At 69.8% G+C, this 18540-nt stretch carries 11 protein-coding genes; 6 read left to right on the top strand and 5 right to left on the bottom strand.

Annotation, left to right across the window (positions count from 1 at the left end; translation table 11 throughout):
- Positions 1-174 precede the first annotated feature (174 nt).
- Positions 175-792: an alpha-ketoglutarate-dependent dioxygenase AlkB gene (locus tag AC1DCG_RS10445; protein WP_477028788.1), complete on the bottom strand. Its 618-nt coding sequence runs from the start codon at positions 790-792 to the stop codon at positions 175-177.
- Positions 793-885: 93 nt separating this feature from the next.
- Here AC1DCG_RS10445 and AC1DCG_RS10440 point away from each other — a divergent pair, with 93 nt between their 5' ends.
- The 6 genes from AC1DCG_RS10440 to AC1DCG_RS10415 all read left to right on the top strand — a co-directional run bounded on the left by AC1DCG_RS10440 (position 886) and on the right by AC1DCG_RS10415 (position 13845).
- Positions 886-3525: a M1 family metallopeptidase gene (locus AC1DCG_RS10440; protein ID WP_477041475.1), complete on the top strand. Its 2640-nt coding sequence runs from the start codon at positions 886-888 to the stop codon at positions 3523-3525.
- A gap of 314 nt (positions 3526-3839) precedes the next feature.
- On the top strand, positions 3840-5747 hold the full coding sequence (gene dnaK / locus AC1DCG_RS10435; protein WP_477028786.1) for a molecular chaperone DnaK: 1908 nt from the start codon (positions 3840-3842) through the stop codon (positions 5745-5747).
- A gap of 158 nt (positions 5748-5905) precedes the next feature.
- Entirely contained in the window at positions 5906-7060 is a 1155-nt protein-coding gene (gene dnaJ, locus AC1DCG_RS10430; protein WP_477028785.1) for a molecular chaperone DnaJ, read from the top strand.
- Positions 7061-7187: 127 nt separating this feature from the next.
- Positions 7188-8129 carry a cobaltochelatase CobT-related protein gene (locus AC1DCG_RS10425; RefSeq protein WP_477028784.1) on the top strand — a complete coding sequence of 314 codons (942 nt, stop codon included), beginning with the start codon at positions 7188-7190 and terminating at the stop codon, positions 8127-8129.
- A gap of 112 nt (positions 8130-8241) precedes the next feature.
- Positions 8242-10944: a DNA mismatch repair protein MutS gene (gene mutS, locus AC1DCG_RS10420; protein WP_477028783.1), complete on the top strand. Its 2703-nt coding sequence runs from the start codon at positions 8242-8244 to the stop codon at positions 10942-10944.
- Positions 10945-11022: 78 nt separating this feature from the next.
- Positions 11023-13845 (top strand): [protein-PII] uridylyltransferase, encoded by a 2823-nt coding sequence (locus AC1DCG_RS10415; RefSeq protein WP_477028782.1) that lies wholly within the window; start codon positions 11023-11025, stop codon positions 13843-13845.
- A 359-nt stretch (positions 13846-14204) separates the two neighbouring features.
- On the opposite strand, the gene AC1DCG_RS10410 is transcribed toward AC1DCG_RS10415, so the two are convergent.
- The 4 genes from AC1DCG_RS10410 to mnmG form a co-directional block, all read right to left on the bottom strand.
- The gene (locus AC1DCG_RS10410) at positions 14205-15107 is read right to left on the bottom strand and encodes a ParB/RepB/Spo0J family partition protein (protein ID WP_165258947.1); all 903 of its coding nucleotides are present in this window, start codon (positions 15105-15107) and stop codon (positions 14205-14207) included.
- A 101-nt stretch (positions 15108-15208) separates the two neighbouring features.
- Complete coding sequence (locus AC1DCG_RS10405) at positions 15209-16015, bottom strand: AAA family ATPase (protein ID WP_165258607.1); 807 nt, start codon at positions 16013-16015, stop codon at positions 15209-15211.
- Entirely contained in the window at positions 15999-16658 is a 660-nt protein-coding gene (gene rsmG, locus AC1DCG_RS10400) for a 16S rRNA (guanine(527)-N(7))-methyltransferase RsmG (protein ID WP_477028781.1), read from the bottom strand. The genes AC1DCG_RS10405 and rsmG overlap by 17 nt, the downstream gene beginning before the upstream one ends.
- Positions 16658-18526 (bottom strand): tRNA uridine-5-carboxymethylaminomethyl(34) synthesis enzyme MnmG, encoded by a 1869-nt coding sequence (gene mnmG / locus AC1DCG_RS10395; protein ID WP_477028780.1) that lies wholly within the window; start codon positions 18524-18526, stop codon positions 16658-16660. Before mnmG ends, rsmG begins: the two co-directional genes overlap by 1 nt.
- Between the last annotated feature and the right edge of the window lie 14 nt (positions 18527-18540).

The raw sequence follows: 18540 nt of genomic DNA, 5'->3' as shown, positions 1-18540 counted from the left end.
CCCTTTTCGTTTGCTGGTCTCTCTCAATTTTCCCGTCATTCCCGCCCCTGTGGCGGGAACCCCTCTGTCGGCCGCAGGTGCGGGTGGGGCGGACTGCCTGGCAGTCCGCTTGCGCCTCACGCGGAAGCGGAACCAGGGTTTCCCGCCACAAGGGCGGGAATGACGGGAGGGGGACTATGCGGGAGCCGCCCGCCTGAGCGTCAGGTTGATCCGCCCTCCCCCCGGCACGAGCCGCGAGGAGCCCGGCAGGACCCGGTCCACGCCGTGGAAGGCCAGCCGCGCGGGGCCCGACAGCCGGCAGACGTCGCCGGACGACAGCCGCACCGAGCGGGTCGGGTCCTTGCGGCTGGTTCCGCCGATGCGGAACACCGCCGTGTCGCCCAGCGAGATCGACAGCACAGGAAAGCGCGGGTCGGCCTCGTCGCGGTCCTGGTGCAGGCCCATGCGGGCCTCGGGGCCGTAGAAATTGACCAGGCAGGCGTCGGGCGGAACCTCCGGATCGCCCAGGGCCGCCCAAAGATCGAGCAGCGCCTGGGGCATCGCCGGCCAGGGCGCATCAGTCGCGGGATGGCGGTCGGCATAGCGATAGCCGGCCGCGTCGCTGGTCCAGCCCAACGGGCCCAGACTGGTCATCGCCACGCTCATCGCCTTGCCGTAGGGCGTTGCGTAGTTGGCCGGCGGGGCGGTCTCGGCCGCCGCCAGCACCGCCTCGACCAGCGCCCGCTGGGCGTCCGGCGACAGCAGGCCGGGCCAGAGATCGAAACCGGGGACGAGGCTGACGGGGGTCATCATTACGCGGAATTAATGCCTGTGGACGGGCGGATGGGTGTTGGTTCGCGCCCTCGCGGGCTTTCTCCGCACGATCATTCCATACCAGGGCCGTTCATGCGTCGTCTTCTGTCCACCGCCGCCGCGGTCACGCTGCTTCTCGCCTCGGGAACCGCCCTCGCCGCCCCGGCCATCGCAGGCTCCAAGGGCGCCACGCCGGCCACGGTGACCACCCAGCTGCCGCGCAACGCCCATCCCACCCACTACGATCTGTCCTTCACGCCGGACACCAAGGCGATGAGCTTCACCGCCTCGGTGAAGATCGCCGTGGAGGTGACCGAGCCGACCGCGACCATCACCCTGCAGGCGGCCGACCTGACGTTCGCGAAAGCCACGATCGACGGCAAGCCGGCGACCATCAAGGTCGACGAGGAGGCCCAGACCGCCGCCTTCACGCTGAAGACCCCGCTGGCCAAGGGCAAGCACGTGCTGGCCATCGACTACGCCGGCAAGATCTACACCCAGGCCGCGGGCCTGTTCGCCCTCGACTACGACACCGAAGAGGGCCAGAGGCGCGCCCTCTACACCCAGTTCGAGAACTCCGACGCCCGCCGGTTCATCCCCTCGTGGGACGAGCCGTTCCACAAGGCGACGTTCAGCGTCGAGGCCACGGTTCCCACCGGCCAGATGGCCCTCTCCAACATGCCGATCGCCAAGAGCGTCGACCTTGGCGGCGGCAAGACCCGCGTGACCTTCGCGACCTCGCCGAAGATGTCGACCTACCTGCTGTTCTTCGGCCTGGGCGAATTCGAGCGCGCCAGCGTCAAGACCGCCGGCGTCGACATCGGCGTGGTCACCAAGAAGGGCGACCTGGCCAAGGCGAAGTTCGCCCTGGAGTCGGCCGGCCCGCTGACGGCCTGGTACAACGACTATTTCGGCGTCTCCTACCCGCTGCCGGCGCTGGACCACATCGCCGCCCCGGGCCGCAGCCAGTTCTTCAGCGCCATGGAGAACTGGGGCGCGATCTTCTACTTCGAATACGCCCTGCTGATGGATCCGAAGATCTCGACCCAGCGCGACGCCCAGAACATCTACACCACCGTCGCCCACGAGACCGCCCACCAGTGGTTCGGCAACCTGGTGACCATGGCCTGGTGGGACGACCTGTGGCTGAACGAGGGCTTCGCCTCGTGGATGGAAGGCCGGGCGACCGAGAAGTTCCACCCCGAATGGAACGCCGCCCTGGCCGCCGTCGGTGGGCGCGAATACGCCATGAACCTGGACGGCCTCGTCACCACGCACCCCGTCGTGCAGCACGTCGAGACCGTCGAGCAGGCCAGCCAGGCCTTCGACGCCATCACCTACCAGAAGGGCGAGGCGGTCATCCGCATGCTCGAGGGCTATGTCGGCGAGGACGCCTGGCGCACCGGCGTGCGCGCCTACATCAAGGCCCACGCCTACGGCAACACGGTCAGCGACGACCTGTGGAAGGCGGTCGAGACCGCCGCCGGCAAGCCGATCACCGCCATCGCCCACGACTTCACCCTGCAGCCGGGCGTGCCGCTGATCCGCGTCGAGGCCGGCGCCTGCCAGGCCGGCAAGCAGGTGCTGACCCTGACCCAGGGCGAGTTCAGCAAGGACTTCCCCGACAAGAAGCCGCTGTCCTGGCGCGTGCCGGTCAACGCCAAGGCCCTGGACGGGTCGAGCATCGCCAAGACCGTGGTCGAGGGCGGCAAGGCCAGCCTGACGGTCGAGGGCTGCGGCCCCGTGGTCGTCAACGCCGGCCAGAGCGGCTACTACCGCACCCTCTACGCCCCCGCCCAGTTCCAGGCCCTGGCGGCCAACTTCGGCAAGCTGCCGGCCATCGACCAGCTGGGCCTGCTGTCGGACGCCTGGTCGATGGGCACGGCGGGCCAGCAGTCGCCGACCGACGCCCTGGCCCTGATCGCCGCTGCGCCGGGCGACKCCGACCCGCAGGTGCTGTCCAAGGCCGCCGGCGTGCTGTCGGCCATCGACGGCTACTACGAAGGCCAGCCCGAGCGCGCGGCCTTCCGCAAGCTGGCCGTGGCCCGGCTGTCGCCGATGCTGGCCCGCGTGGGCTGGGAGGCCAAGGCCGGCGAGCCCGACCCCGTGGCCATCCTGCGCGGCGACCTGATCGCCACCCTGGGCGAGCTGGGCGATCCGACCGTGGTCGCCGAGGCCCGCCGCCGCTACGCCGCCGACAAGACCGATCCCGCCGCCATCCCCGGCCCGCTGCGCAAGGCGATCCTCGGCGTCGTGGCCGTCAACGCCGACGCGGCGACCTGGGACGCCATCCACGCCCAGGCCCAGGCCGAGAAGACCCCGCTGGTCCGCACCCAGCTCTACAGCCTGCTGGCCTCGGCCGACGACGAGGCCCTGGCCCGCAAAGCCCTGGAGCTGGCCCTGACCGCCGAGCCGGGCGAGACCAATTCGGCCGGCATGATCTCGGGCGTGGCCTCGCGCCATCCGGACATGGCCTTCGACTTCGCCGCGGCCCATCGCGACGCGGTCGACGCCAAGGTCGACAACAGCGCCCGCACCCGCTTCATCCCCAGCCTGGCCAGGGCTTCGGGCAAGCCGGAAACGGCCGAGAAGCTGAAGGCCTGGGCGGCCGCCAACCTGACCGAGAGCTCGCGCAAGGAAGCCGACAAGGCGATCTCGGCCATCGAATACCGGGCCAAGGTGCGTCGCGAGCGCCTGCCGGCGATCACCGCCTGGGTCGCCAAGGCCGGCTGAACCGGACTTTTCGCAGCGTCGGCCAAGGGTCGGCGAGCCGACGCTGCGACGTTCCGTCTTGCAGATTCCCCTTCTTTCCCTGCGGGAATGGGGTTGCGGCGGCACGCGTATCCCCCATATCGGGCATCGAAGCGGGGTTGACGGGCTCGTCAACTTCGATTGAAGCCTCTCCTTTCGCCTGGTTCGTCCAGGCGGCAGGATTTTGGATCAACCCTAGACGCGACCAGACGGGGACGGACCGAGAAAAACCGGGGCGCTTCTGATAAGGCCCTTGTCACCGCCGTCCGCCATTCGAGGAGCTGCAGGCACACCACATGAGCAAGATTATCGGTATCGACCTTGGCACCACGAACTCGTGCGTGGCCATCATGGACGGCAAGAACCCGAAGGTGATCGAGAACGCCGAAGGCGCTCGCACCACCCCGTCGGTCGTCGCCTTCCTCGAGGACGGCGAGCGCCTGATCGGCCAGCCCGCCAAGCGCCAGGCCGTGACCAACCCGACCAACACCCTGTTCGCCATCAAGCGCCTGATCGGCCGCAACGCGAACGACCCGGTGGTCGAGAAGGACAAGGGCATGGTGCCCTACGAGATCGTCAAGGGCCCGACCGGCGACGCCTGGGTCAAGGCCCACGGCAAAGACTACTCGCCCCAGGAAGTCTCGGCCTTCATCCTGCAGAAGATGAAGGAAGCCGCCGAAGCCCACCTCGGCGAGCCGGTGACCAAGGCGGTCATCACCGTTCCGGCCTACTTCAACGACGCCCAGCGTCAGGCCACCAAGGACGCCGGCAAGATCGCCGGCCTGGAAGTCCTGCGCATCATCAACGAGCCGACCGCGGCGGCCCTGGCCTACGGCCTGGACAAGAACGACGGCAAGAAGATCGCGGTCTACGACCTGGGCGGCGGCACCTTCGACGTCTCGATCCTGGAGATCGGCGACGGCGTGTTCGAGGTGAAGTCGACCAACGGCGACACCTTCCTGGGCGGTGAAGACTTCGACCTTCGGATCGTCGACTACCTGGCCGACGAGTTCAAGAAGGAGCAGGGCGTCGACCTGCGCAAGGACAAGCTGGCCCTCCAGCGCCTGCGCGAGGAAGCCGAGAAGGCCAAGAAGGAGCTGTCGTCGACGGCTCAGTACGAGGTCAACCTGCCGTTCATCAGCATGAACGCCTCGGGCCCGCTGCACCTGAACATCAAGCTGTCGCGCTCCAAGCTGGAAGCCCTGGTCGACGACCTGATCGCCCGCACCATCGGTCCGTGCGAACAGGCCCTCAAGGACGCCGGCCTGAAGAAGAGCGACATCGACGAAGTGATCCTGGTCGGCGGCATGAGCCGCATGCCCAAGGTCCAGCAGGCGGTGCAGGACTTCTTCGGTCGCGAACCCCACAAGGGCGTGAACCCCGATGAAGTCGTGGCGCTGGGCGCGGCCGTTCAGGCCGGCGTGCTGCAAGGCGACGTCAAGGACGTGCTGCTGCTCGACGTGACCCCGCTGACCCTGGGCATCGAGACCCTCGGCGGCGTGTTCACCCCGCTGATCGAACGCAACACCACGATCCCGACCAAGCGCTCGCAGACCTTCTCGACCGCTGACGACAACCAGTCGGCCGTGACCATCCGCGTGTTCCAGGGCGAACGCCCGATGGCCGTGGACAACAAGATCCTCGGCCAGTTCGACCTGGTGGGCATCCCGCCGGCGCCGCGCGGCGTGCCGCAGATCGAGGTCACCTTCGACATCGACGCCAACGGCATCGTCCAGGTCCACGCCAAGGACAAGGCGACCAACAAGGAGCACTCGATCCGCATCCAGGCCAACGGCGGCCTCTCGGACGCCGACATCGAGCGCATGGTCAAGGAAGCCGAGGCCAACAAGGCCGCGGACGAAGAGAAGAAGAAGCTGGTCGAGGCCAAGAACCAGGGCGAGGCGATCCTGCACTCGACCGAGAAGGCCCTGACCGAGCACGGCGACAAGGTCGGCGCGGCCGAGAAGACCGCGATCGAGACCGGCGTCGCCGAGCTGAAGACCGCCCTGGAAGGCGAGGACGTCGAGGCCATCCAGGCCAAGACCCAGGCCCTGATCCAGGCGTCGATGAAGCTGGGCGAGGCCATGTACGCCTCGCAGCAGGGTGGTGAAGGCGCCGAAGGCGGCGCTGAAGCCCCCGCGGACGACGGCGTCGTGGACGCCGAGTTCGAGGAAGTGGACGGCACCGACAAGCCGGCTTCCTAAGCCATGGACGCGCCGGCGAACGATCCTTCGAGATCCGTTCGCCGGCGCGCTCGTTTTGCGGTGCGCCCGATTGACGCCTTGCGGCGGGGCGCCCTCTCCCCCACCTCTTTCTCGACACCCCCTGTCTTGTTGAGCCTTACGGGCGCCGAACGCTGACGATGCGCGACTATTACGAAATTCTCGGCGTGAACCGGACCTGCGACGACGCGGGCCTGAAATCCGCCTTCCGCAAGCTGGCGATGCAGCACCACCCCGACCGCAACGGCGGTTGCGAGGACGCGAGCGGCCGGTTCAAGGAAATCAACGAGGCCTACAGCGTCCTCTCCGACCCGCAGAAGCGCGCGGCCTACGACCGCTTCGGCCACGCCGGCGTCAACGGCCCGCAAGGCGGCCCGGGCGGCATGGGCGGCGGGTTCGACGCCAGCGACATCTTCGGCGACGTGTTCGGCGATGTCTTCGGCGAGATGTTCGGCGGCGGCCGTCGCCAGTCCAACGGCCCTCAGCGCGGCCAGGACCTGCGCTATGACCTGGAGATCTCCCTGGAGCAGGCCTATGCCGGCGCCGAGGTCGAGATCACCGTCCCGGCGGCCATGACCTGCGAGGTCTGCGACGGCTCGGGCGCCAAGCCCGGCACCAGCCCCACCGTCTGCGGCTCGTGCGGCGGCGCCGGCCGCGTGCGCGCCACCCAAGGCTTCTTCTCGGTCGAGCGCGCCTGTCCGCGCTGCGGCGGTTCGGGCCGCCTGGTGCTCGACCCCTGCGCCGGCTGCCATGGCCACGGCCAGGTCCGCAAGGAACGCATCCTGTCGGTCCGCATCCCGGCCGGCGTCGACGACGGCGCCCGCATCCGCCTGGCGGGCGAAGGCGACGCCGGCGTGCGCGGCGGCCCGCGCGGCGACCTCTACCTCTTCCTGTCGGTCAGCCCGCACGAGCTCTTCGAGCGCGACGGTCTGGATCTTCTGTGCACCGTGCCGGTGCCGATGACCGTGGCCGCCCTGGGCGGCGAGATCGAGGCCCCGTGCCTGAAGGGCGGCGAGACCTGCGACGGCACCTGCCGCGTCAGCGTCAAGGTTCCCGAAGGCGCCCAGACCGGCAAGACCGTCCGCCTGAAGGGCAAGGGCATGCCGTCGCTGCGCAACCGCCAGCGCGGCGACCTGGTGGTCGAGCTGTTCGTCGAAACCCCGACCCACCTCTCCGCACGGCAAAAGGAGCTCCTCAAGGAGCTGGCCGGCCTGTGCGACGAGAAGCAGAACCCCAAGTCGGCCAACTTCGTCGGCAAGGCCAAGCGCTTCTGGGAAGAAGTGACGGGGAACTGACCTTTCCCGACCCATTTCCGACTTCTGAAAGGCCCGCCCCCGTGACGGGCCTTTCGCATGTCAGCCTGGCCGCTTGCGAGCCCCGCCGAACTCTGCGCCTCTGCGGCAGCGAAGTTGGGGCGAAGCGATGAGCGGCGACACGGGGCGGGACCAAGGCTTGTTTCAGGGCCTTCTTCGGCGCGTGGTCGGCCCCAAGCCCCTGGCCGCCCCCTATCACGCCTTCACCAGCGCCTTCGATCGCGAGATCGAGGCCGATCACATAGACGACGTCATCGGGGCCCCCACACCCGAAGACGCCGCCTTGCTGAACCTGGCCTGGCGGGAGATGCAAACGGGCCTGCTGCCCTGGCGTACGCGCCTTCTGGTGGCGGCCGGCGAGGCTTCCGCCCGGATTCGCGCTGCGTCGCGGCCCAATGCGCTGGACGACACCATCATCGCCCTTCTGCTCGATCATTCCGGCTCGATGCGCGGCCAGAAGATGCTGTACGCCGCCGCGACCGCGGATCTCGCCCAGGAATTCCTGAGCGCTTTAGGGGTAGGCGTCGAGGTGCTGGGATTCACCACCTCGCGGTGGCGCGGCGGGCGTTCGCGCACGGAATGGGTCAAGCGCGGCCGTCCCGACGATCCCGGCCGGCTGAACGATCTGCTGCACATCGTCTATCGCGCCGCCGGCGATCGCCGCGCCAGCCTGGGCGACTATGCCTATCGCGCGATGTTGCGGCCCGACCTGCTCAAGGAAAACGTCGATGGCGAAGCCGTGCTCTGGGCGGTGGATCGTCTGCGTCGCCAGCCGCAGACGCGCAAGGTGCTGCTGGTGCTGTCGGACGGCGCGCCGGTCGATGATTCCACGCTCGAGGCCAACACGCTCGACTATCTCTCTCGCCATCTGGCGCATGTCGTCGGAGACCTCGCGGCCTCGGGCGATGTGGAGATCGCCGCCCTGGGCATCGGCTTCGACGTGCGCGCCTACTATCCGAATGCGGCCCATGCCGCGGACGCCATAAACATCGGCGCCGAGACCCTGGCCTTGCTGGAGCGGCTGCTGACGACCCCGCCGACCAAAACCTAGAAATCGCTCCGACGGTCGGGCGTTTGCGTTTTCTGCAAACTGCCCGCCCGCGCCGAAAAACCCCGGTCGCACCCCTTAACGAAAACCGCGACGCTCTGTACTTTCCGGTCGGATGAACGCCCCCGTTTCTCCGCCTGTCCAGACGTTCGACGCCACCGGCGCCACGCCGGTGATGCAGCAGTTTTTCGACATGAAGACCCGCCAGCCGGACGCGCTGCTGTTCTTCCGGATGGGCGACTTCTACGAGCTGTTCTTCGACGACGCGATCCGCGCGGCGGCCGCCCTGGGCATCTCCCAGACCTTCCGCGGCACCCATGCCGGCCAGCCGATCCCGATGGCCGGCGTGCCGCATCACGCGGCCGAGGCCTATCTGTCGAAGCTGATCCGCATGGGCTTCAAGGTCGCCGTCTGCGAGCAGATGGAAGACCCGGCCGAGGCCAAGAAGCGCGGCTCCAAGTCGGTGGTCCGCCGCGACATCGTCCGCGTCGTCACGCCGGGTACGCTGACCGAGGACGGCCTGCTGGACGCCCGGGGCGCCAACCGACTGGCGGCGGTGGCCATCCGCGCCGGCCAGGCGGCCGTGGCGGCCGTGGAGCTGTCCACCGGCGAGGTCGAATGCTTCTCGACCGGCAAGGACGGCGTCGGCCCGCTGCTGGCGGCCCTGTCGCCGTCCGAGACCCTGGTCGCCGACCGCCTGCTGGCTGACGACCACCTGGCCCAGACGCTGAAGATCTGCGGCGGGCTGATTCAACCCATGCCATCCGCCCTGTCCGAGCCGCAGGCCTCCGAGACCCGGGTCAAGCGCCTCTACGGCGTCGACACCCTGGACGGTTTCGGCGGCCTGGCGCCGGCCGAGGTCGGGGCGCTTGGCCTGATCGCCGCCCACCTGGAGATGACCCAGGCCGGCAAGCTGCCGGCCCTGCGCGCGCCCCGCCGCGCGGCCGAGGCCGACGTCATGTCGATCGACCCGGCCACCCGCTCCAGCCTGGAGATCGACCGCACCCAGAACGGCGACCGCAACGGCTCGCTGCTGGCCGCCATCGACCGCACCGTCACGCCCGGCGGCGCGCGCCTGCTGGCCTCGCGCCTGGCCCGCCCCCTGCTCGACCCGGCCGCCATCGACCAGCGCCTGGACGCCGTCGAGTGGTTCGTCGAGCACCGCTCGTTGCGCGAACGCCTGCGCGAGCAGCTGAAGGGCTCGGGCGACATGGCGCGCGCCCTGGCCCGCCTGGCCCTGGGCCGTGGCGGCCCGCGGGATCTCGCCTGCCTGCGCGACGGCCTCAAGACCGGCGAGAAGCTGGCCGGCATGGTCGGCGGCTCGGGCGACCCGCTGTCGCCGCCGCCGGTCGAGCTGGAAGGCGCGCTGGCGGCCCTGACGCCGTCGCTGCACCAGGGCGTCTCGCAGCTGCTGAACACCCTTGAGGCGGGACTTGGCCCCGACCTGCCGGCCCTGGCCCGCGACGGCGGCTTCGTGGCCCCCGGGATCCGCCCCGAACTCGACCAGGCCCGCGCCCTGCGCGACGACAGCCGCCGGGTCGTGGCCGCCCTGGAGCAGCGCCTGATCCAGGAAGCGGGCATCCCGCTGAAGATCCGCCACAACGGCGTGCTCGGCTATTTCGTCGAGGCCACCGCCGGCAAGGCCGATCCGCTGTTCCAGCCGCCGCTGAACGCCACCTTCATCCACCGCCAGACCCTGGCCAACCAGGTGCGCTTCACCACCGTGGAGCTGGCCGACCTGGACGCCCGCATCGCCCAGGCCGCCGAGCGGGCCCTGGCCATGGAAGTGGCCGCCTACGAGGACTGGCGCGCCGAGGCCTGCGCCCTGGCCGAGCCGATCCAGGCCGCCGCCGAGGCCCTGGCCCGCCTGGACGTGGCCTCCAGCCTCGCCGAATGGGCCGAGGACGCCGGCGCCGTGCGCCCGACCGTCGACAAGTCGCTGGCCTTCGAAGCCAAGGCCGCCCGCCACCCGGTGGTCGAGGCCGCGGTGCGTCGCGCCGGGGACCCCTACACCCCCAACGACTGCCGGCTGGACGCCGCCGGCGAGGTCGCAGCGCGCCTTTCCATCGTCACCGGTCCGAACATGGCCGGTAAGTCGACCTTCCTGCGCCAGAACGCCTTGCTGGCCATCCTGGCCCAGGCCGGCTGCTACGTGCCCGCCAAGAGCTTCCGGCTGGGCGTCGTCGACCGCCTGTTCAGCCGCGTCGGCGCCGGCGACGACCTGGCGCGCGGTCGCTCGACCTTCATGATGGAGATGGTCGAGACCGCCGCCATCCTGACCCAGGCCACCCCGCGCAGCCTGGTCATCCTCGACGAGATCGGCCGCGGCACCGCCACCTATGACGGCCTGGCCATCGCCTGGGCCTGCGCGGAGTCGCTGCACGACACCAACCGCTGCCGCGCCCTCTTCGCCACGCACTATCACGAGCTGGCGACGCTGGAGGAGCGCATGGCGCACGTCTCCAACCTCAGCCTCCGGGCCAAGGAATGGAACGGCGACCTCGTCTTCCTGCACGAGGCGGCCGACGGCCCGGCCGACCGCTCCTACGGCGTGCAGGTGGCCAAGCTGGCCGGCGTGCCGCCGCAGGTGGTCGCCCGCGCCAAGGAGGTGCTCGACCGCCTGGAGAGCAAGACCGAATCACCGGCCAAGCTCGACGACCTGCCGCTGTTCGCGGCCTCGGCCCCCATCGCCGCGGCGCCTGTCGTTTCGGCGCCCAGCGCCGTGGATGGCGCGCTGAAGGAGCTGGACGTGGACGGCATGAGCCCGCGCGAGGCCCTGGAGGCGCTTTATCGCCTTAAGGGTCTGCTCAAGACCTAGGATCAATCATAGGAGCATGGCGGCGGCCGGTTCCGGTGGTCGCTTTGGCCGCCCGCCTCGGACACCCATATAACCGCCATGCCTCGCCGCCTCCGCCCCACGCCCCTGGAACACGTCGTCGACGGTCACGCCCTGCGCGCGCGTCTGTCGGCCGCCGCCCTGGACGCCATCGGCGACGAGGCCGCCCAGCGCGCACGGGCGATCGACATCCTCAAGCAGGCCCTGTTCCGCGGCCGGATGATCGCCAAGGAGCGGCTGGAGAACGGCGCCGGCGGCCTGGAGACGGCGCGCCTGCTCAGCGGCGTCACCGACGAGGTGATCACCGCCCTCTACGACTTCACCACCGTGCACGTGTTCCGGGCCCGCAACCCCACCGAGGGCGAGCGCCTGGCGCTGCTGGCCGTGGGCGGCTACGGCCGCGCCACCCTGGCCCCGTTCAGCGACATCGACCTGCTGTTCCTGCGGCCCTACAAGCAGACGCCGCACGTCGAGAGCGTGATCGAGTACATGCTCTATGCGCTGTGGGACTTAGGCTTCAAGGTCGGCCACGCCTCGCGCACCATCGAGGAGTGCGTGCGCCTCTCGAAGGAAGACTTCACGATCCGCACCTCGATCCTTGAGGCCCGGCGTCTGACCGGCGACGAGCGCCTGGCCGCCGACCTCAAGAAGCGGTTCCGTGACGAGGTGATGAAGGGCACCGGCCAGCAGTTCGTGGCCGCCAAGCTGAAGGAGCGCGACGACCGCCAGGCCCGCGCCGGCGCCAGCCGCTACATGGTCGAGCCCAACGTCAAGGAGGGCAAGGGCGGCCTGCGCGACCTGCACACCCTGATGTGGATCGCCGAGTACCTGCATCCGGTCGACGCGCCGGAGGACGTCTTCAAGATGGAGGTGTTCTCGGGCCGCGAGACCAAGGCCTTCATCCGCGCCTTCGACTTCCTGCACGCCGTGCGCGCCCACCTGCACTTCACCACCGGCCGGCCCGAAGAGCGACTGACCTTCGACCTACAGCCCGAGATCGCCCGCCGCATGGGCTATGGCGACCGGGGCGACGCGCCGGCGGTCGAGCGCTTCATGCGCCGCTACTTCCTGATCGCCAAGGAGGTGGGCGCCCTCACCCGCGCCTTCTCGGCCAAGCTGGAAGCCGAGCACTTCAAGAACGAGCCCAAGGGCATCTCGCGCTTCCTTCCGGGGGCTAAGCCCAAGCGCAAGGCCCTGGACGCGCCGGGCTTCTACGAGGACGGCGGGCGCCTGAACATCGACGGGCCGGAGATCTTCGAGACCGATCCGGTCAATCTGATCCGGCTGTTCAAGATCGCCGACGAGCGCGACCTTGATCTGCATCCCGACGCCTTCACCGCCGTGACCCGCAACCTCGCCCTGATCACCTCGAAGGTGCGGCGCGATCCGGAGGCCACACGGGCCTTCCTCGATCTCCTGGCGCGCGGCAAGCGCAGCTACCGCACCCTGACTCTGATGAACGACGCAGGCGTGCTGGGCCGCTTCATCCCGGAGTTCGGCCGCGTCGTCGCCCAGATGCAGTTCAACATGTACCACTCGTACACGGTGGACGAGCACACCCTGCGGGCCGTCGGCCTGATCGGCGACATGGCCGCCGGGCGCCTGTCGGAAGACCATCCGCTGGCCGTGTCGATCATGCCGCTGATCGAGGACCGCGAGGCCCTGTTCCTGGCCATGCTGCTGCACGACACCGGCAAGGGCGGCGTGGGCGGCCAGGAGAAGGCCGGGGCCCGATCGGCCCGCAGCGCCTGCGAGCGCCTGGGGGTCGAGCGCAGCAAGGTCGAGCTGGTCGCGTGGCTGGTCGAGAACCACCTCGTGATGAGCGACTTCGCCCAGAAGCGCGACGTGTCGGATCCCGGCACCGTGGCGGCCTTCGCCCGCATCGTCGAGAACCCCGAGCGCCTGCGCCTGCTGCTGGTCATCACCGTGGCCGATATCCGGGCCGTCGGGCCCGGCGTGTGGAACGGCTGGAAGGGCCAGCTGCTGCGCGAGCTCTACAACGCCACGGAGGCGGTCTTCCGGGGCGGCCGGGGCAGTGACGCCACCGCCAACGTTCAACGCCACCAGGAGGCCGCTGCAGCGGCCGCGCGCGAGATCCTGATCGCCGCCGACCCCGCCGCCAAGGGCTGGGCCGCGGCCATGGAGGACGCCTATTTCGGCGCCTTCAGCCCGCAGGACCTGCTCGACCACGCCGCCCTGGCCCGCCGGGCCGCCATCCAGGGCGGCGCGGCCGCCGAGGGCAAGGTCAATCCCGGCGCCAACGCCGCCGAGATCGTCGTCGCCGCCAAGGACCGTCGCGGCCTGTTCGCCGACCTGGCCCTGGCCATCTCCTCACTGGGCGGCAACGTCGTGGGGGCCCGGGTCTTCACCTCCCGCCAGGGTCAGGCCCTCGACGTGTTCTACGTGCAGGACGTCACCGGCGCGCCGCTCGGCTGCGAGAACCCGCGCGCCCTGCGCCGCCTGGCCGACGCGCTGGAAGCGGCCGGCAGGGGCGAGGGCGTCAACGTCGAGGCCCGGCGCGGCGGCGAGCTGGCCCGCACGGCCGCCTTCGCCATCGCCCCGACCGTGGTCATCGACAACGAGGCCTCGCACGAGGCCACGGTGGTGGAGGCCTCCGGTCGCGACCGTCCGGGCCTCCTGCAGGCCCTGGCCCGCACCCTGGCCGACAACGGCCTGTCCATCCAGTCGGCCCACATCGACGGCTATGGCGAGCGAGCAGTCGACGCCTTCTATGTGCAGACGGCCGAAGGCGGGAAGCTGGCCGACGGCCGCAAGGTCTCGGCGCTGAAGAGCGACCTGCTGTCGGCGCTGGAGCAGAACGAGGCGGGCGCGCCCAGCACCCGTCCGGGTCTCAAGCGCGCGCGGGCCAGCGTCGCGCGCTGACGCGCGTCGATCTCGCGCCCTCCACCTGGTCTCCACTGAACCTCCCCGCGAAAGCGGGGAATGACGGCTCGCGCCTGGCGGAGGGGCGATCGCCTGTCCGCCCCCGGGTGAACGCGGCGCGCGGAAATCAATTCGAGATTCTGGTCAAATTATTCAGCGACGCTGACGCCGCCTGCTTGTGGAAAAATTCCGCCGCCGGAGCTTTCGACCAAGCGCTACCGGAAGCCATTTTTCCTTTCCCAACAAGGGATTAGGCGAAAACAGCGCCCTTCCCGCCCTCGCCTGTGGCGAACGGCGCGACCCAGGATACGGCCGCGCCTTTCTTCATGCGCCACAGAAGACCCCGAAAACGGGGTCGATCAGACGCCCCGCGTCAGGCGGTTGCAAAGATCGTCCAGCTGCTCGAGCGTCGCGTAGCGGACGATTAGCGAGCCGGCGCCGCCGCGATGGTCGATCTCGACATCGAGGCCCAGCACCGACGAGAGGTCGGCTTCGAGGGCCTGGGTGTCGGTGTCCTTGGCGCGCGGCGCACGCGGCGGCGCCGAGCCGCCGTTCTTGGCGCGCGGGGTCGCATCGCCGGTCTGGGCGACGCGGGCCAGGGTCTCGGTCTCGCGCACCGAGAGGCCGCCGTCGATGACCTGCTGGGCCAGGGCGCCCGGATCGGCGGCCGTGGCGATGGCGCGCGCGTGGCCCGCCGTCAGGGCGCCGGTGACCAGGTGCTGCTGCACCGCCTCGGGCAGGGCCAGCAGGCGCAGGGTGTTGGCCACGTGGCTTCGGCTCTTGCCGATCGTCTGGGCGATGGCGTCCTGGGTGCGGCCGAACTTGTCCATCAGCACGCGGTAGCTCAGCGCCTCTTCGAGGATGTTGAGGTCCGAGCGCTGGACGTTCTCGATGATGCCGATCTCGAGCACGGCCAGGTCGTCGAGCTCGCGCACGATGATCGGCACGCTCTTGAGGCCGGCGCGCTGGGCGGCGCGCCAGCGACGCTCGCCGGCGACGATCTGGTACTCGCCCGGAGCGCCCGGCGCGGGCCGAACGAGGATCGGCTGCAGCACGCCCTTCTCGGCGATCGAGTTGGAAAGTTCTACCAGGTCTTCCTCGCGGAAGGTCCGGCGGGGCTGGTCGGGATTACGCTTCAGCAGCTCGATCGGCGCCTCGCGCGAGCCGGCGGTATTGTCGCCCGGCGCCTGGGCCGGAGCGGCTTCGACCTCGCCCAGCAGCGCCGACAGACCGCGACCCAGACCCCGACGGCCTTCCGACATCCCCGCTTCACCGACCACGACCATCTCCTCGAAACTTCAACTTCAATAACGACTTGGGCCTGTATCCTCAGGCCGGCGCTCAAATGGGTAGGCCCTGTGGATCAGGCGGCCTGGGCCTGGCGGTCCTTCTCGCGGCTGATCACCTCGCGGGCCAGTCGCAGGTAGGCCTGGCTGCCGGCGCACTTGAGGTCGTAGAGAAGCACCGGCTTGCCGAAGGACGGCGCCTCCGACACGCGGACGTTCCGCGGTATGACCGCGTCGTACACCTTGTCGCCGAAATGCTCGCGCACGTCGCGGGCCACCTGCTCGGAGAGGCTGTTGCGGCGATCGTACATGGTCAGCACCACGCCCTGGATCTCCAGGCGCGGGTTCAGGCTGCCGCGCACGCGCTCGATGGTGCGGATCAGCTGGGTCAGGCCTTCCAGGGCGAAGAACTCGCACTGCAGCGGCACGAACACGGCGTCGGCGGCGGTCATGGCGTTGACCGTCAGCACGTTCAGCGACGGCGGGCAGTCGATCAGCACGTAGGTGTAGGGGCCGTTGGCGCGCAGCGGCTCCAGGGCGTCGCGCAGACGGTACGAGCGGCGCGCCACCTGGCCCAGTTCGAGCTCGACGCCCGACAGGTCGGCGTCGGCCGGGATCACGTCCAGGCCCGGCAGCGAGGTCTGCACGGCCGCCTCGATCACCGGCGCTTCGCCCATCAGCACGTCGTACAGCGTCTTCTTGCGCTGCAGTCGGCCGATCCCCAGGCCCGTGGAGCAGTTGCCCTGCGGGTCGGCGTCGATCAGCAGGACGCGCTCGCCGCAGGCGGCCAGCGCCGTGCCCAGGTTGATGGCCGTGGTGGTCTTGCCCACCCCGCCCTTCTGGTTGGCGACCGCCAGGACTCTCAGCTCAGACTTTGCGGACACGGCTCAGCCCCTTGATTTGCACGACATGGCCGCGCGGGTCGCTCTTGGAGCCCCGCACGTCCGACTCGAACTTCCAGGTCTTCTCGGCTTCAGCGATCTCGGCGGCGACCTCCTGGCCCTTCAGGAACCAGGCGACCGCGCCGCGCTTGAAATAGGGTTGCGCGTATTCCAGCAGGCGCGGCATCGGCGCGCAGGCCCGGGCCGTGACCACCTGCACCTTGAGGTCCAGGCTTTCGGCGCGGGCGTTGTGGATCTCGACCGGCAGGTCGAGCTCGCGGCAGACGGCGTCGAGGAAGCGGCAGCGCTTGGCCATGCTCTCGACGAGGTGGACCTTGGCCCCCGGAACGGCCTTCAGCAGGATCGCCAGCACCACGCCGGGCAGGCCCGCGCCCGCGCCCAGGTCGGCCCAGGTCTTGGCCTCCGGCGCGAAGGTCAGAAGCTGGGCGCTGTCCCAGGCGTGGCGGTTCCAATAGGCGGCCATCGAGGCCGGCCCGACGAGGTTCATCACCTCGTTCCACTCGGCCAGCAGCTCGCGATAGCGCGCCAGGTCGGCGACCTGGGCGTCGGTCGACCCCGTCAGCCTCTGGAAGGCCGCGGCGTCGACCGGGTCGAGCGTTTCGATGACGAGATCAGCAACAGCCATCAGGCGGCCCGGCCCCGTCGCACGTGGGCCAGCAGGGCCGTCAGGGCGCCGGGGGTGACCCCCTCGATGCGGGCCGCCTGGCCCAGCGTCAGGGGCTTCACCCGGATCAGCTTCTCGCGCACCTCGTTGGAGAGGCTGCCGATGTCGCGGTAATCGAGGTCGGCCGGCAGGCGCAGGTCCTCGTCCTTGCGCAGGGACTCGGCGTCGGCGCGCTGGCGGTCGAGATAGCCGGCATAGGCCGCCTCGATCTCGATCTGCTCGCGGGCCATCGGGCTCCAGTCGGCGATCTCTGGCCACACACGGACCAGGTCGTCGATACCGACGTCCGGATAGGCCAGCATGGCCAGGACGTCGCGGCGCTGGCCGTCGGCATTGACCTTGAAGCCGGCCTTCACGGCCTCGGCCGGGGTCATGTTCAGGGTGCGGGCGCGGCTGCGCACGGCCTCCAGCTCGGCCTTCTTGGCGGCCCAGGCGCCGGCGCGAACCTCGCCCACGACGCCCAGTTCGACGCCGCGCTCGGTCAGGCGCTGGTCGGCGTTGTCGGCGCGCAGGGTCAGGCGGAACTCGGCCCGGCTTGTGAACATGCGGTAGGGCTCGGTGACGCCACGGGTGACGAGGTCGTCGATCATCACGCCGATATAGGCCTCGTCGCGCGCGAAGACGGCCGGCTCCCGGCCCAAGGCGGAAAGGGCCGCGTTCATGCCGGCGACCAGGCCTTGCGCCCCGGCCTCTTCATAGCCCGTGGTGCCGTTGATCTGGCCGGCCAGATAAAGGCCCGGCAGGCGCTTGGTCTCCAGCGTGGCGTAGAGCTCGCGCGGATCGACATAGTCGTATTCGATCGCATAGCCGTAGCGGATCACCTCCACGGCCTCGAGGCCGGGGATGGTGCGCAGGAACAGAAGCTGGGTTTCGGCCGACACCGAGGTTGAGACGCCGTTGGGATAGACGGTGTCGTCGTCCAGGCCTTCCGGCTCCAGGAACACCTGGTGGCTGGTCTTGTCGGCGAAGCGGACGACCTTGTCCTCGATCGACGGGCAATAGCGCGGGCCGATCCCCGTGGCGCGACCGCCATAGACGGCGGACTCGCCCAGGCGATCGGCGATGATCCTGTGGGTTTCCTCGGTCGTGAAGGTGATGCCGCAGCGGATCTGCGGCACGTCGATCTTCTCGTTGAGGAACGAGAACGGCACGGGCTCTTCGTCGGCCGCCTGCATGTCGAGGCGGTCCCAGGCGATGGTCTTGCCGTCGAGGCGGGCGGGCGTGCCGGTCTTCAGACGGCCCATGTCGAAGCCCAGGCCGTAGAGACGGTCCGACAGACCGATCGACGGCTGGTCGCCGACGCGGCCGGCCGGGATCCGGGTCTCGCCCTGGTGGATGACCCCCTTGAGGAAGGTGCCGGTGGTCAGCACGACTTTGGGGGCGCGATAGACGCTCCCCTCCCCGTCGACGGCGCCGGCCACGTGGCCACCCTCGACGATCAGGTCTTCGGCCGCGGCCGCGACGACGTCGAGGTTGGGATAGGCGAACAGCTCGGCCTGCATGGCCTCGCGATAGAGCTTGCGGTCGATCTGCGAGCGTGGGCCGCGAACGGCCGGGCCCTTCGACCGGTTGAGCATGCGGAACTGGATGCCGGCCTTGTCGGCCATGCGGCCCATCAGGCCGTCCAGGGCGTCGATCTCGCGCACCAGGTGGCCCTTGCCCAGGCCGCCGATGGCCGGGTTGCACGACATCTCGCCGACGGTTTCACGTTTGTGGGTCAGCAGCAGGGTGCGCGCGCCGGTGCGCGCGGACGCCGCCGCGGCTTCACAACCGGCATGACCGCCGCCGATGACGATGACGTCCCAGGACTGGGGCGAAGAGTTGGACAAGGGAGAAACGCGCC

The sequence above is a fragment of the Caulobacter sp. 10L414 genome (assembly GCF_056395525.1).
Note: the sequence above shows the minus strand (reverse complement) of the source record. Positions and strands in the feature narration are given on the sequence as shown.